11 protein-coding genes and 1 pseudogene are annotated in these 13,330 nt (G+C 68.9%); 3 read left to right on the forward strand and 9 right to left on the reverse strand.

What is annotated here, in order from left to right; translation table 11 throughout:
• Positions 1 to 10: 10 nt before the first annotated feature.
• The 5 genes from DB31_RS01520 to DB31_RS01540 all read right to left on the reverse strand — a co-directional run bounded on the left by DB31_RS01520 (position 11) and on the right by DB31_RS01540 (position 4,952).
• Positions 11 to 472 (reverse strand): (2Fe-2S)-binding protein, encoded by a 462-nt coding sequence (locus DB31_RS01520; RefSeq protein WP_044182124.1) that lies wholly within the window; start codon positions 470 to 472, stop codon positions 11 to 13.
• Complete coding sequence (locus DB31_RS01525; protein ID WP_044180975.1) at positions 469 to 1,149, reverse strand: hypothetical protein; 681 nt, start codon at positions 1,147 to 1,149, stop codon at positions 469 to 471. Before DB31_RS01525 ends, DB31_RS01520 begins: the two co-directional genes overlap by 4 nt.
• A 121-nt stretch (positions 1,150 to 1,270) precedes the next feature.
• Entirely contained in the window at positions 1,271 to 1,789 is a 519-nt protein-coding gene (locus DB31_RS01530) for a hypothetical protein (RefSeq protein ID WP_044180978.1), read from the reverse strand.
• A complete protein-coding gene (locus DB31_RS01535) occupies positions 1,786 to 2,583 on the reverse strand; it encodes an archaeosortase/exosortase family protein (protein ID WP_240486472.1) in 798 nt (265 codons plus the stop codon). Before DB31_RS01535 ends, DB31_RS01530 begins: the two co-directional genes overlap by 4 nt.
• Positions 2,583 to 4,952: a PEP-CTERM sorting domain-containing protein gene (locus DB31_RS01540; protein WP_240486473.1), complete on the reverse strand. Its 2,370-nt coding sequence runs from the start codon at positions 4,950 to 4,952 to the stop codon at positions 2,583 to 2,585. The genes DB31_RS01535 and DB31_RS01540 overlap by 1 nt, the downstream gene beginning before the upstream one ends.
• A gap of 128 nt (positions 4,953 to 5,080) precedes the next feature.
• Here DB31_RS01540 and DB31_RS01545 point away from each other — a divergent pair, with 128 nt between their 5' ends.
• Both DB31_RS01545 and DB31_RS01550 read left to right on the forward strand, forming a co-directional pair.
• Positions 5,081 to 5,533 carry a GNAT family N-acetyltransferase gene (locus DB31_RS01545; protein ID WP_044180981.1) on the forward strand — a complete coding sequence of 151 codons (453 nt, stop codon included), beginning with the start codon at positions 5,081 to 5,083 and terminating at the stop codon, positions 5,531 to 5,533.
• 11 nt (positions 5,534 to 5,544) lie between these two features.
• Positions 5,545 to 6,813: an MFS transporter gene (locus DB31_RS01550; RefSeq protein ID WP_044180984.1), complete on the forward strand. Its 1,269-nt coding sequence runs from the start codon at positions 5,545 to 5,547 to the stop codon at positions 6,811 to 6,813.
• Positions 6,814 to 6,816: 3 nt separating this feature from the next.
• On the opposite strand, the gene DB31_RS44395 is transcribed toward DB31_RS01550, so the two are convergent.
• Positions 6,817 to 8,568 carry a serine/threonine-protein kinase gene (locus DB31_RS44395; protein WP_052419633.1) on the reverse strand — a complete coding sequence of 584 codons (1,752 nt, stop codon included), beginning with the start codon at positions 8,566 to 8,568 and terminating at the stop codon, positions 6,817 to 6,819.
• Between the two features lie 126 nt (positions 8,569 to 8,694).
• On the opposite strand from DB31_RS44395, the gene DB31_RS01560 reads away from it, so the two are divergent.
• A complete protein-coding gene (locus DB31_RS01560; protein WP_157231728.1) occupies positions 8,695 to 8,952 on the forward strand; it encodes a hypothetical protein in 258 nt (85 codons plus the stop codon).
• 15 nt (positions 8,953 to 8,967) lie between these two features.
• On the opposite strand, the gene DB31_RS01565 is transcribed toward DB31_RS01560, so the two are convergent.
• The 3 genes and pseudogenes from DB31_RS01565 to DB31_RS51490 all read right to left on the reverse strand — a co-directional run.
• Positions 8,968 to 12,378: a patatin-like phospholipase family protein gene (locus DB31_RS01565; protein WP_052419634.1), complete on the reverse strand. Its 3,411-nt coding sequence runs from the start codon at positions 12,376 to 12,378 to the stop codon at positions 8,968 to 8,970.
• 234 nt (positions 12,379 to 12,612) lie between these two features.
• Positions 12,613 to 13,188: a pilin gene (locus tag DB31_RS01570; RefSeq protein ID WP_420806662.1), complete on the reverse strand. Its 576-nt coding sequence runs from the start codon at positions 13,186 to 13,188 to the stop codon at positions 12,613 to 12,615.
• Positions 13,161 to 13,257 (reverse strand): annotated as a pseudogene (locus tag DB31_RS51490) (prepilin-type N-terminal cleavage/methylation domain-containing protein); the annotation flags it as partial. The gene DB31_RS01570 and the pseudogene DB31_RS51490, both read right to left, overlap by 28 nt.
• Between the last annotated feature and the right edge of the window lie 73 nt (positions 13,258 to 13,330).

The raw sequence follows: 13,330 nt of genomic DNA on the forward strand, positions 1-13,330 counted from the left end.
GGCGTCCTCGCTATTCCTCGGGCTGGCCCGCGGCCTTCTTCACGGCCGCGCGGATGCGCGTGTACGTGCCACAACGGCACAGGTTGCCCGAGAGCGACTGATCGATCTCGGCATCGGTGGGCTTCGGCTTCTTCGCCAGCAGCGCCGCCGCGGTCATGATCTGTCCCGCCTGACAGAACCCGCACTGCGGTACGCCCAGGTCCACCCAGGCCTTCTGCAGCGGATGGCTGCCGTCCGGCGAGAGCCCCTCGATGGTCGTCACCGAGCGCCCCGCCGCGCGGCGCATGGGCGTCACGCACGCGCGGACCACCTGCCCGTCGAGGTGGACGGTGCACGCGCCACACAGCGCCTGCCCACAGCCGTACTTCGTGCCCGTCAGGCCGAGCACGTCGCGCAGCGCCCACAGCAGCGGCATTTCCGGATCGACCTCGAGGTCCTTCTCGACGCCGTTGATGCGAACTCGAATGCTCATGGCCGTGCCTCCTCGCTCGGGCACTCGGCGCCCGTCTCCGCCCAGGCCGCGACGATGGCGCCGAAGCTCTCCTGGGTTCCCGGCACGGGCTCGCGGTCCCAACCGGGCTTCCATCCCCAGCCCACGAGCTCGTCGTGCGCGTTGTGCTCGACGATCTGGGCCAGCGTCTTCCCGCCGTTCCGGGACTTGTCCTTCAACTGCTCGCAGATCTGGTGCGGCGTGCGGCCCACCCATGCCATCGAGCGGGGCGCCAGGTGCCAGTTCGGAGCTCCGGGCACGCGCGCCAGCTCCAGGTTCTTGTCCTGGTGGCAGCTCGTGCACTCCATGCCTACGACGCCGCGGTCCTCGGGACCACGCACCACCGGCGGATCGTGCAGGGCCTTCTGGGTCCCCTGATAGGGGGAATCCCCGTCCGGGTGGCAGTTGGCGCACCTCGGGTGCAGCAACACCCGGCTGGCCTCCAAAAAGAGCGCCCGAGAGCGATCTGCCCGGTCCGTGATGATGTTGAACGCCTCGACCGCGCGCAGCTCGTGGGGTCCGACTTGGGGAAGGACGTCGGACAACCGAGGGGTGGGCTCGGGCGCATTCTTGGTGCAGCCCATGGCCGCGAGCAGCACGAGAGCGGAGGTCCAGCCGCACAGGCGCGGTGGCTTCCTAGAGTGGAACAACCGGTTCATGGTCGAACTCGTGGACAAAGTGCTCAAGGAAAGAAGGCACACGATACGGCGGACAGGACGCCGCGCGTAGCACTTCCTCCACGCCCCGAGCCGCGCAGGAGCGGTGACTGCTCACTCCGCGTCACTTCCCGTGCTCAGCCACCGTGATGGCCCACCACGGCCCTCGCGTCTGCCCGAGCAGCGCCTCCCAGTACCACTGCGACACCTCGGTCCACCGGCCTGCCGTTCCTTCCAGGATGGCCTCTCGCACCGTGAGCCTCACTTCGCCACGCGAGGCGGTGAACCGGTGCCAGGCGCTCCCGTCCGCCTCGCGCCAGAACGCCGGCGGTGACGTCGAGTAACCAAGCCCCCGGAAACAGTCCGCCGCTGGGTGAAGTTGGCGCGTGGGCGCCGCCACCCACCGGAGGATGAGCTCCCGCTGCCCATCCGTGAAGCGGCCGATACGGCCTGGGAAGCCCGCGCCGAACCGCTCCTCCCGCTCCGAGAGGGGTAGCTCTCGCAGCGTCCGCCCCTCGAAAGACGTGGGCCAGCCCGGGAAGGAGTCCTCCACCGGCGCACGCTCGCGGGCAGCACGCCAGAAGGGCGCCGTGGCCAGCAGCACGCCCGAGAGCATGAACACGCCCCAGGAAATCCGGCTCATCCGTGCACCGCCACGGCCCGCTGCCGCTCGCGCTGCCACAGGCAGATGGCCGCGATGAGGAGGCACACCGGGAGGAAGGACGCCACGCCCACGCCCTCGTGGAGCCACGAGGGCCCAAGGATTCGCCCCCGCTCCACGAGCGTGAGCGCGCTGACTCGAAGTGCATTGCCGAAGAGGATGACGCCCACTCCGAGCACGCACACCCAGAGCGTCCGCCCCGCCCCCAGCCGCAACAGACAGGCCAGCATGACCACCAGGAAGAGCCCCACCCAGAGCATGCGCGCCCCGCTGCACGGCGCGTCCACGAGGATGACGTCCGAGCCGATCGCCAGGCTGGCCCCCTCTCGCACCGCGGGCAGCCCCATCCCTCGCAGCATGGGCACAGCCAGCGCCGCCGCAGCGAGCCGCAGCGGATAGCCCAGGTAGAACTGCACCGACGACAGGACCGGCAGCGCCAGGAGCGCCAGCAGCCAGGTGCCCAGATGGAACGCACGGCCCTCGGTCATCCTCGAGACGATCGCGGTGACACACAGCAAGCACACCGCGGCGCGCACCAGCGGTGGCAGCCACGAGTGGCTCACGGCCACCGCCACATTGACGGCCGCGAGCCTCCAGACATCCCGCTCCGGCAGCGGGTGCCGTGCGCCCCGAGGCAGCAGCAGCACCAGCGCCAGCAGGGCCAACAGGCCCCACGGCTCATCCGAGCCGTCCTGGACTCGGCGGGCGTACCAGCTCCACGCCTCCCAGCCGGCGAGGAACTGCACCCCGAGGAGCAAATACGAGCGCCGCATCATCAGGGCGCCCGGCGCAGGCGGAAGGCGAAGGCCCCCAGGAGGGCACAGGCTACGGCCAACAGCATCCACGTCTCCGGCTCGGGCACACTGGGCACGGTGCCCGGCTCCACGGGCCTCAGGCCCGCCTCGTCGTACTGTTCCTTGCGCTCCAGCACCACCGCGCCCGACACCTCCGTGACGAGCTGGTGCCGAGCCGCGAGCGCCCCCGCCTGCTCCCGGGACTCATCGCCTCCTTCGGCCAGGAGCCGATCGGACTCGCTGCTCGCCCAGAGGCGCGCCAGGTGCGACGACGTCTTCCAGGCCTCTCCCGTGGAGGAGACCTCCGTCACCGGCAGCCGATCTCTCTGGAGCACATAGGAATGCCCGCCCCACGAGGTGAACACCCGCCGCAGATCCTCCTCCAGCGTCCCGAGCCGCGGCACCGGGCGGAAGCGCACGGCGCGGGAGAGATCCACCGCGATCCGGTTCGGGCCCCGGCCCACCATCACGTCGAGCACTTCGTGCGGATGACGGGATGTAATCCACCAGTTGGGGGCGTCCCCTACCGCACCAGGCTCCAGCGGATGAGGCCCGTGGACCCAGATCACCGTCGAGCGCTCCGAGCCTGCGGCCAGCTCCCACGCTCGGGCCAGCGCCGGGCTGCCGTCCTGGCCGCCCGCGGCGCGCAGCCCCTGCAGCTCCTTCGCCGCGCGCTGAAGCCCCTCGTCGCTCACCGGACCGAGCGGCAGGATCTCCTCGACCCCATCTCTCGACGCCAGCACCGCCAGCTCGGTGCCCTTGGGGAAGACGCTCAGGGCCGAGGCGATCTCCGGCAGCGCCTCCTTCATCGCCTTGGAGCCCTCGACGACCAGGATGACCCGTGCGGGCAGCTCCACCGTGGACCTGCGAAGCTGCTGGCGCACGATGTAGCCCTGGGCATCCATGAGGTCCTCCGTCCAGGCCACCTCCGCCGCGCCCTTGCGCTCGACGGTGAGCATCGCCTTGGGAGGCTGGAGCGCCTCGTCCGCCAGGGAGCCCAGCCACTCGCTCACCCCGTCATGGCGCTGCTCCACGCTGCCGCCCGCTGCCGTCGTGAGCGGGCGTCGGGACTCCACACGCACCACGTGCCGGAAGTCCTCGGGGATGTGGAAGTTGCGCTCGGCGAAAGACGGCAGCAGGAGCGTGGCGAAGCGGGCCTCGTCCCGAGGCAGCAGCGGCACGGTGAAGCCGATCTTGATCTTCATCGGCGTGGCCTTCACCACGGGGAAGCACTGGACCTGGAGCCGATCCGGCCCCCGCAGGGTGACCAGCAGCGGATCCCGCCGCGCCCGGACGATCTTGGCGTAGGCCGCCTCGACCTTGCCGGTGGAGGCAAAGGCCGCCTCGCGCTCCTGGCCGTCGATGAACAGCGTCACCCGCGAGACGACCGCTCCGGGCGGGAGGAGCACTTGGGTGCGCGCCTCGGACTGGCCTTCCGCTGTCGTGGCGAAGCTCATCGTCCACTCCAGGTAGGCGAGTGCCGCGTCCCCATCCACCGAGCCCTTCAGCTCCGAGCTGGCCAGCGAGAGCCCCGGAACCCGGCCGCCCACCGTGGAGGTCGCCAGCTCCCAGTCCACACGGGCGGGATCCGGAGGCCCGTCCTCGTCCGCGAGGTGGAAGAACCTCCCGGTACTCAGGCCGTCGGGCTTGGGGCGCGTGTTGAACGGCTGCCCCGTCACCCGGTAGTACGCCGTCCTCGCCTCGGCGGTGCTCACCGCACCATCAAAGGACATCAGGAAGTCCAGGAGACTGGCCCGCTGCGGAGCCACATAGCAGGCGGCCCGGAGGATCTCCTCGCTGCCGGCCTCGCGCAGCCACTCGAGCGCCGCGCGCTGGGTCTTCGGCCCTCCATTCACTGCCGCGTGCAGTGCCAGCCGGGTCCCCGCCACCCGCCCCTCCGCAGCGAAGAACGCCACCAGGGCCACGGCCGCACCGATCCACGCCCGAGGGAGCGGAGCCTCCGCAGGAAGCGCTCGCTTCAGTCGGCCTCGAATGATGAGGGCCGTGATGAGCGAGAACAAGGGCGCCAGAGGCAGCAGGCCCATGCCGACAATCAAGATAGCGATCACCGACAGGGGCAGCAGCGGCAGGAAGATCGCCGTGTAGACCGCGCTGATTCCGAGCACCGCGCCATTGGCCACCAGGGCGGCGCGCATCCAGCGAGGAGAACCCTCGAGCGTGGCAACCAATCCGAAACCGTTGGCCAGAGGAACACATGCCACCAGGAAGACGTGCATCCACGTGGGCAGCGGATCGAAGAACTCCTCGGCGCACATCCGCGAGTTCAGCTCGATGAGCAGCGTCAGCGCGGGCAGCAGAACGCCCAGGGCCCACGCCAAGAAGGTCACCACGGCGGGCCACCACCGCCATCCCGATGGCTGATTCGAAGCTCCGTTCACGCCACGCTCACCTTGGAAGCTGGGCTTGCCCAGTGTGGAAATGGTACCGAATAGGCCGCAGCGTACCTAAGGAGCAGCGGATGCTTCACTGGCAGTGGAAACCTTTCACGGCGCTCACGGTGGAGGAGCTCTACCAGGTGCTTGCCCTGCGCTCGGAGGTCTTCGTGGTGGAGCAGAAGTCCATCTACCTGGACGCGGATGGCTATGACCGGCGCGCACATCACCTGCTCGGCATCCAGCCGGACGAGCCGGAGTCCTTCCTCGCGGCCTACCTCCGCGTACTCCCTCCCGGGCTGAAGTACCCGGAGGCCAGCCTGGGCCGCGTCGTCACGTCGCCCCGGGCGCGCCGCTACGGCTACGGCAAGACGCTGGTGGAGCGAGGCCTCGCCTTCATTGATGCGACCTACCCCGGAGCGGCGGTCCGCATCGGCGCCCAGCACTACCTCCAGCGCTTCTATGAGGGGTTTGGCTTCCGCCGCATCAGCGACGTGTACGACGAGGACGGCATCCCCCACATCGACATGCTCCGCTGAGGGTTCGCCGCATGCGCCAGCGCCTGCTCTCCATCTTCGGCGGCTCGGTGGGCAACCTCATCGAGTGGTACGACTTCTACATCTACTCGGCCTTCTCCCTGTACTTCGCGAAGGCCTTCTTCCCGGGAGGGGACCCGCTCGTCGAGCAGCTCAATACGGCCGGCGTCTTCGCCCTGGGCTTCCTGATCCGGCCCATTGGCGGCTGGTTGATGGGCATGTACGCGGACCTGCGGGGGCGCCGGGCTGCGCTGTCGCTGTCCGTCACGCTGATGTGCCTGGGCTCGCTCGTCATCGCCACGTGCCCGACGTACGAGCAGATCGGCGTGCTGGCGCCCATCGTCTTGATCCTGGCCCGGCTGCTCCAGGGGCTGTCGCTGGGCGGCGAGTACGGCACGAGCGCCACGTACCTCAGCGAGGTGGCCACCTCGCGCCACCGAGGTTTCTACAGCTCCTTCCAGTACGTCACGCTCATCATGGGCCAGCTCCTGGCCACGATGACGCTGCTGGTGCTTCAGCGTCTGGTGCTCACGGGTCCCCAGCTGGAGGCGTGGGGGTGGCGGATTCCGTTCCTGTGCGGCGCGGCGCTGGCGGTGGTGGGCTTCTACATGCGCCGCAACATGGTGGAGACGGAGGCCTTCCAGGCGGAGGCGGCCCGGCCGAAAGAGCACCGGCCCATGCGCGAGCTGCTGCGGCACCCGAGGGAGCTTGCCCTCGTGGTGGGGCTCACCATGGGAGGCACGCTCGCCTTCTACACGTACACCGTCTACATGCAGAAGTTCCTGGTGAACTCGGTGGGCCTGAGCCGGGACCAGGCCACGCTGATCTCGGTGTCCTCGCTGTTCTTCTACATGCTGTTGCAGCCGGTGTTCGGCCTGCTCTCGGACAAGATTGGCCGCAGGCCCGTGTTGATGGGATTCGGCGTGCTGGGAACGCTGTGCACGGTGCCGCTGCTGACGTCGCTGACGCAGACGCGGGACTCCTTCACGGCGTTCCTGCTGGTGATGGCGGCGCTGGTGATTGTCTCGGGCTATACGTCCATCAACGCCGTGGTGAAGGCCGAGCTGTTCCCCGCCAACATCCGGGCCCTGGGCGTGGGCCTGCCCTATGCGCTGACCGTGTCCCTCTTCGGCGGCACGGCCGAGTACGTGGGCACCTGGCTCAAGGTGAAGGGCCACGAGTCCTGGTTCTTCTGGTACGTGTCCGGCTGCATCCTGTGCTCGCTGCTGGTCTACACCTTCATGCGCGACACGAGGCACCAGCACCGGTTCGATGCCACCTGACCGCTAGTTCTCCCCCATGCGCGCCAGGGAGTTCCGCGCGTCCCTCGAGAACCGGCCGGAGGGATCCAGGACGAGGTACTGCTTGTAGGCGTCGGCCGCCTCCTTTTCCTCCTTGGTGGCCTGGAGCGCCATGCCCAGGAAGTACCACGCGTGGGCCTTCAGCGAGTCCTGCTCCACCACGTCTTGCAGCAGCTTGACGGCCTCGGCGTTGCTGTCCTCGTCGGTCCGGCCCAGCACCAGCGCGAAGCCCAGCCCCTCCTTGGCCTCCAGCGAGCCCGGCTGGAACTTCAGCGCCGCGCGGTAGTTCTCCGCGGCAACCTCGTAGCGCCTGCCGGTGAGCGCGGCCTTCGCCTGCTGGAGGTACTTCTCGATATCCACCACGGGCGGGGACGGAGTCAGCTTCCGGGGCGGAGGCGGCACCTCGGGCCCTGTCTTGGAACCGCCTGGCACCACGGAGGCCTCGGTGGCCGCCGGTGGCGCGTCCGTCTCGGGATGCGGCGTCCGCTTGATGGCGATGGCCGTGAGACCAATGGCCAACCACCCGAGTGCCGTGCCAGCCCCCACCGTCCACCGCCACACCGCCGGGGACAGCTTCGGCGCGAGGGGCTGTGTGCCAGGAACCGCGGGCGCAGGACTCGCAGGAGCGGGCGTGGAGGGGCTCGCGGCGGGGACGGCAGCCATCACCTCGGGGCGAGGGCTCTCGGGAGCGGGGGCCGGCAGGGCTGCTGGCACCGCGACCGCGGAGGGGCGCTCGGACCGCCACGAGGCCATCTCGTCCTGGAACGAGGCCGGTACCGAGACATCTCGCCCCGCGCGCAGCAGCGCGTCCCGGAACATCTCCTGCATGAAGTACGACAGCGTCATCGTGGAGAACTGCGGCGCGTAGGAGTACAGGAACTCCGCCAGCGCATCCCCAAAGACGTGGCTGGAGGAATAGCGGTCCTCCCGGCGCACCGTGAGCGCGCCCATGATGATGTCCTCCAGTTCCTGGGGCACCTTGGGATTGATGTCCCGAGGGCGAGGAAACTCGCCCTGGCTGAGCTTCGGCATCACCACGTACTCGGGGCCCTCGACGGGGACCTTTCCGCAGAGCATCTCGTACATGACGATGCCCGTGGCCCACACGTCCGTGCGCGCATCCACCTCCAGGCCTCGCGCCTGCTCGGGAGAGAAGAACAGGTACTTGCCTTTCACCACTCCGGGCTCGGTGTTCATGTCGCGCAGTTCGCGCGCCTTGGCCAGCCCGAAGTCGACGATCTTGACCTGCCCCTCGTAGCTGACGAGCACGTTCTCCGGAGAGATGTCCCGGTGGACGATGCTCAGCGGCTTGCCCGCCCCATCCTTGCGGGTGTGGGCGTAGTGCAGCCCCCGGCAGATGTGGATGCCGATGAAGGCCGCTGGAGGCACGGGGACACCGCCGCCTCCCATGCGCGCCATGTGCTGGACGATGTTGTTGAGCGGCTGCCCGTCCACGTACTCCATGCCCAGGTAGTACTCGTTGCCCACCCGGCCGAAGTCGAACACCTGGGCGATGTTGTCGTGGGAGAGCGTGCCGCAGATGCGCGCCTCGCTGATCAACATGCTGGTGAAGGCGTAGTCGTCGGCGTACTCGGGGAGGACCTTCTTGATGAGCACCGTCTTGGCGAAGCCCGCCTCACCGAGAAGCCGGGCGAGCCAGGTCTCGGCCATGCCGCCATAGCCGAGCCGTGAGACCAGCTCATAGCGGCCGAACTGAGTTCCGGGTTGGAGCGTCATTCGGCGCCCATTCTACCCATGCTTGCAAGGCGCCTGCTCGCCCTGTTGAGGGGCAAGGGACCAGCCTCCAGGATTCCAGCCGCGCTTGGTAACTGGCGCGCACTGCACATCTCTATATCCATGGAGATGATCGCCTTCATTCTCGTGGGATTGGCCACCGGTCTGGTCTGCCGCTTCATCATACCCAACCCTCGGATGGGGGGCCTGCGTGTGCCGCTCATTGGCATGGTGGGAGGCTGCTTTGGCGGCCTGGTAGGGGGAAGCTTGCAACCGGGCTCGGCGAAGATGGCCATCGCGGCGCCCAGCCTCATCGGAGCCTTCTTGGGTGCCCTCCTCACCGTGACCGTGGTGACGCTCCTCACCCGGAACCGGGCCCACGTTTAACGAGGCGGCCCGGACTCACAGCGTGAGCCAGTAGGCCAGACCGTTCAGGTCTGCCAGCGACAGCGACACCGAGAGGCTCCGGAACGGCTCCCCGGCGAAGGGGTTCTCGCGGACCCCGACGCTCACTCCTACCCGGTCCTGCAGCAGCGAGCCATGGACCTCCAGCCCCCAATCGAACCGGCGCGTTCCCCTCCAGTGCAGCGAGGCCCGAGGCCCCGCGCCCAGGGACACGCCTCCCAGGTGCAGCGTGGGCCGCAGCCCCACCGTGCTCGAGAGTCTGTCATTCGGGCTCTCGTAGTCGAGGGGCTCCACCTTGGAGAGCAGGGACAGCCGGGGCGAGAGCCTCAACGCGGGCTCCACCCACGCCAGCGCCACGCCACCCTGGGCCGCATCGAACGCCAGCCGGTAGGGCAGCAGGTGCATCATCCGCAGCCGCCAGGCGCCCGAGCCCGGAGGCGATGACGCGGGCAGACTGGAGGGATCGAACTCGAACCGAGGGGTGGGCGCGAGGTTCACATCCCGCCGCGCCAACAACTGCCCCGCCGCGAGCCCCAGCCGCACGCCCCGCCGCGCCGAGGAAGCCGTGGCCCCCGCGGGAGCGGCCTGTTGCAGTTCCACCACCGTGGCGCGATCCATCGCCCGGCGAATCGTCGTGCCCCACCACCGCGTCGGGTCCTGCAGCGCCAGGCGCATGTTCGCCTCCTGGCCCTGGTAACCGTGCTCCTTCAAGCCGGTCAGAAACGCGTCGAAGCCCGGGTCCGCCAGGCACAGCTGCTCCGACTCTCCCTCCTTGCACGGCCTCCTGTGGGAACGGGCCGCCGCGAGCGCCGCGGCGAGGGGATCGTCCTCGGCGAGCCGATCACCCTCCTCCACCCAGGCCCAGGCGGGCTCGCGCAGCAGTTCCTGTGCCCTCTTCCGGCTGCCCAGGGCAATCGCCAGCTCCTCCTGGGCCAGCGCGGAGAGGACGTGCCGGGCCCGCTTCGAGGCAAGCAGTCCCATCCACTCCGCATTGTCGCGCATCATCATCCCTACGCAGCGCTGGGTCTGAGGGTCTCCCAGGTCCAGCTCGTCCGAGGGCCCCGGAAGCCGTGCGGGCGCGGGCCGGCCTGTGAAGTACGGGTCCTGCGCGGCACAGCCCTGCACCGAGAGCGAGTGCACCGCGTCGTACACCCCGGCGTAGTAGTCCAGCTCGCGCAGAGGCCGATCCAGGAAGGCCGCGAAGTTGCCGAGCTGTGAACCCGCCAGCGGCGCGAAGCGCGTCGTGACGAAGAGGCGCCGCTCGGGGACCCGGCCCTGCTCGAGCGCCGAGGCATGCTGGGAGATCGTGTCCAACGCCCCCTGCAGTTGCCGCAGCGTGGGCACCAGCCCCACCAACACTTCGATCACCCGTGCCCGCTGAGCGAGCAACTGGAGATCGCCTGCGCGCTCACTCACCTCGGACGCGGCGTCGAGCAGAGGCTGGACGGTCTTCGGATCGAAGAGGGCTCCCTTGGGCAGCTCTCGCAACTGTCCTCGGGCCTCGCGCGACAGCTCGGAGAACCGGGGCTCCGGCATGGCTTCGATCCACCGGAGCTGCTCGTCCAACACCGTGTTGGCCAACAGGTGCGTGGCCGCTCCCAGTCCCTGGGCATTGCGCAACGTACTCAGGAAGGCCGCGCGCAGCTGCCACTGCTGCTCCTCGGAGATCTCGCTGCGCGAGAGCAGATCCAGCTCTCCGGCAAAGAACTCGATGACCGACGAGCTCAGCTCCATGCCACTGCGGAACGCGTCCTGGACGCGCAGCCCCGGGTCCTCTTCCTGGGTCAGCGGCGCGTCCACATAGCGGCGGAACTGTCCCCGCGCATCGAGCAGCCTCGCCAGCGACGTGCCGAGCGAGACCAGCTCCTCCACCGACAGCCGCTCGCCCACCTTCGCGGCCTGACCGGCATCCGCCTGGAGCGGATCCTCGCCGGGCTCTCCCCGCAGCACCCGGGCGCAGCTCGTGAGCAAGCCCGGGTTTGCGGTGGCGCTGCCCTGCGCCGACAACCTCCGCACACAGGAGAGCAGCACTCGTCCGCGCCGCAGCCGCTCGGGCACAGTCATCGAGCCGCGGGCGGGAAGCTCGGGCAGCCGTGCCTCGGTGACGCGCCCGTGCACCAACGAGGCGAGCACGCCATGAACTCCCGCGTACCGCCGGCCCGCATCCGCCGCGCTCATGAGCAAGGTGCGCGTAGTCCGGTTCCAGTGCATGGCCCGCGCCGTGCGCCCCAGCTCCGAATTGCGCGCGGTCGCCACCAAGCCGGTGAAGAACTCCAGGCTGCCCACGAGGCTCGCCCCTGTGGGCCCCCCAGAAGCCGAGACCGAGGCGGCCCGAGACTCGAAGCGGCGAAAGTCGGGATCGACGAAGACGTAGGAGACCGGGTTCCACAGGCTGGGCCCTCGCCTCGACTCCACGAGCTCGATGGCCAGCCCCACCGGCGCGTTGTCGAAGACGCCACCATCCACATAGGGGCGGCGGCACAGCTTCAGCTCCTGCCCCGGCGTGGAGTGCGCGGCGCAGGAGAGTCCCGTCAGAGGCCGCGACGCATCGGGTCCGGGGCACATTCCCTGTGTCACTGTCTGCTCGGCCGGACAGGAGGCCGTGCAGTCACACAGCTCGCGAGGGCTGAAGGCCACGGGGAACGCAGCGGAGGCCAGCACCGCCTGGCTCACCTGATCCGAGTCGACAGAATGCCCGGGAGGCTCGGGATCGGAGCGCTCGCCCAGCATCAACGCGCTGGGGGCCAGCTCGCCATCGCTCGGCAGCGGCTGGTGATGCAGGAGCACCCGGCCGCCGGGAGAGACCTGGAGCACCAGCGGCACAACGAAACGCTGGGTCATCGCCGGCAGTCCCGCGATGTGGCTCACCTCGGGCTTCACCCGCGTCACACTGAAGCCCAGGGGCACGCTGCACCCGGGCTGGAAGTGGCGCGTGTCGCTCGGGCTGAAGACCTGGGTGCGCAGCTGCGCCAGCACGCCCTCCATCGCGCGCCGGGACAAGAGCCCATCGTCCGGCGTGTAGGCGCTGGCGTTCTCGGGGAGCAACTCGTCCAGCCCCACGGGGAGCCAGGTGTCCCGCAGCAAGTTGGAGTCCACGCTGTCGTCCGCGCTGGAGTCCGGGGCCTCGCACCAGAGCGCGGCGGCGAGCAGTGCGTTGATGCTGCCCGCGCTGGCCCCGGTGACGCCCACGAGGTTGGGACGAAACGTGGGCCCCTGAATGGGCTGGGCGCGAGCCAGCCGCAGGAAGCGGACGGTGCCCCACGTCAGCCCGGCCTCGTACGCGCCAAGGCTCACCCCTCCACTGATGGTGAGGGCAATGTCATGAGGGGGCGGCACCTTCTCGGCGGCCCCCGCCACACACGCCAACAGCCCTCCCAGGACGGCCACCCACCGGACCCGATACAGCAAGTCACTCCTCCGCTCTTGCAGACGCACGGGAGTCTACACAGGCCTGGGGATCGGGGTCATGCTTCCCAGCTGAATTTCGGAGATGTCACTCACCATGGGATCGCCTTTTCGAAATGGATGCATGGATTGCTCAACGTGCGAGGCTTTGGATCGCCCCATATTGCTCACAGGGGAGAAGAAGCTCCTTGAGTGCCTCCCCGCACTCAAGGAGCTTCCTGTCACCTCACAGCATTCTCAGTCGCAGTTCACGTCGTTGTAGACGTTGAACGGCTCTCCAGCGGCCACGTTGATGTTGGCGGAGGCCGGGCACGAGGAGGCCATCACCGCGTCGTACGAGCCGATGACCCAGGTGTCCGCTTTGTCGCTCGCCGGAGCGTTGTCCACGTCGCCGGCGCCATAGGCCAGGAAGCCCCAGGTGGCGTCGTCGCCGTAGATACCGGCGTCGGTCTTGCCGCTCATGGCGGCGGGAGCCTCAGGCCCCCAGTTCGCGGAGGGCAGCGCCTGCGCCACGAAGAAGGGCGGGAAGCTGGGACCGAAGCGGAAGACGTCAACGCCGATACAGGTGTCGTTGTTGTTCTGAATCGGCATCTGGTTGGAGCGGTCCTCCATGCTGCTGCAGCCGTTCTCCAGGTGGTAGCTGTAGCGGTTGCCGCGCTCCGGAGCGAAGCCCGTGGCACGGATCACAGCGGGCGGCCTGCGCTGCTGGGTGCGCAGACCGGTGAACAGGGCCTTCAGGTTGCCGTGGACCTCTGACTGACGGGCTCGAGCCTGGAAGCGGATGAAGTTCGGGATCGCGATGGCCGCGAGGATGCCAATGATTGCCACCACAATCATCAGCTCGATGAGGGTAAAGCCTGCCTGCTGACGGCGCTTCGTCATGGGACTGCTCCGTGTTGTTTGGGGTTGCACTGCGCAGGAACCCCAGAGCAATCAGCAGGCCATGCGTGGATCA

This window comes from Hyalangium minutum (assembly GCF_000737315.1).
Classification (GTDB): Bacteria; Myxococcota; Myxococcia; order Myxococcales; family Myxococcaceae; genus Hyalangium; species Hyalangium minutum.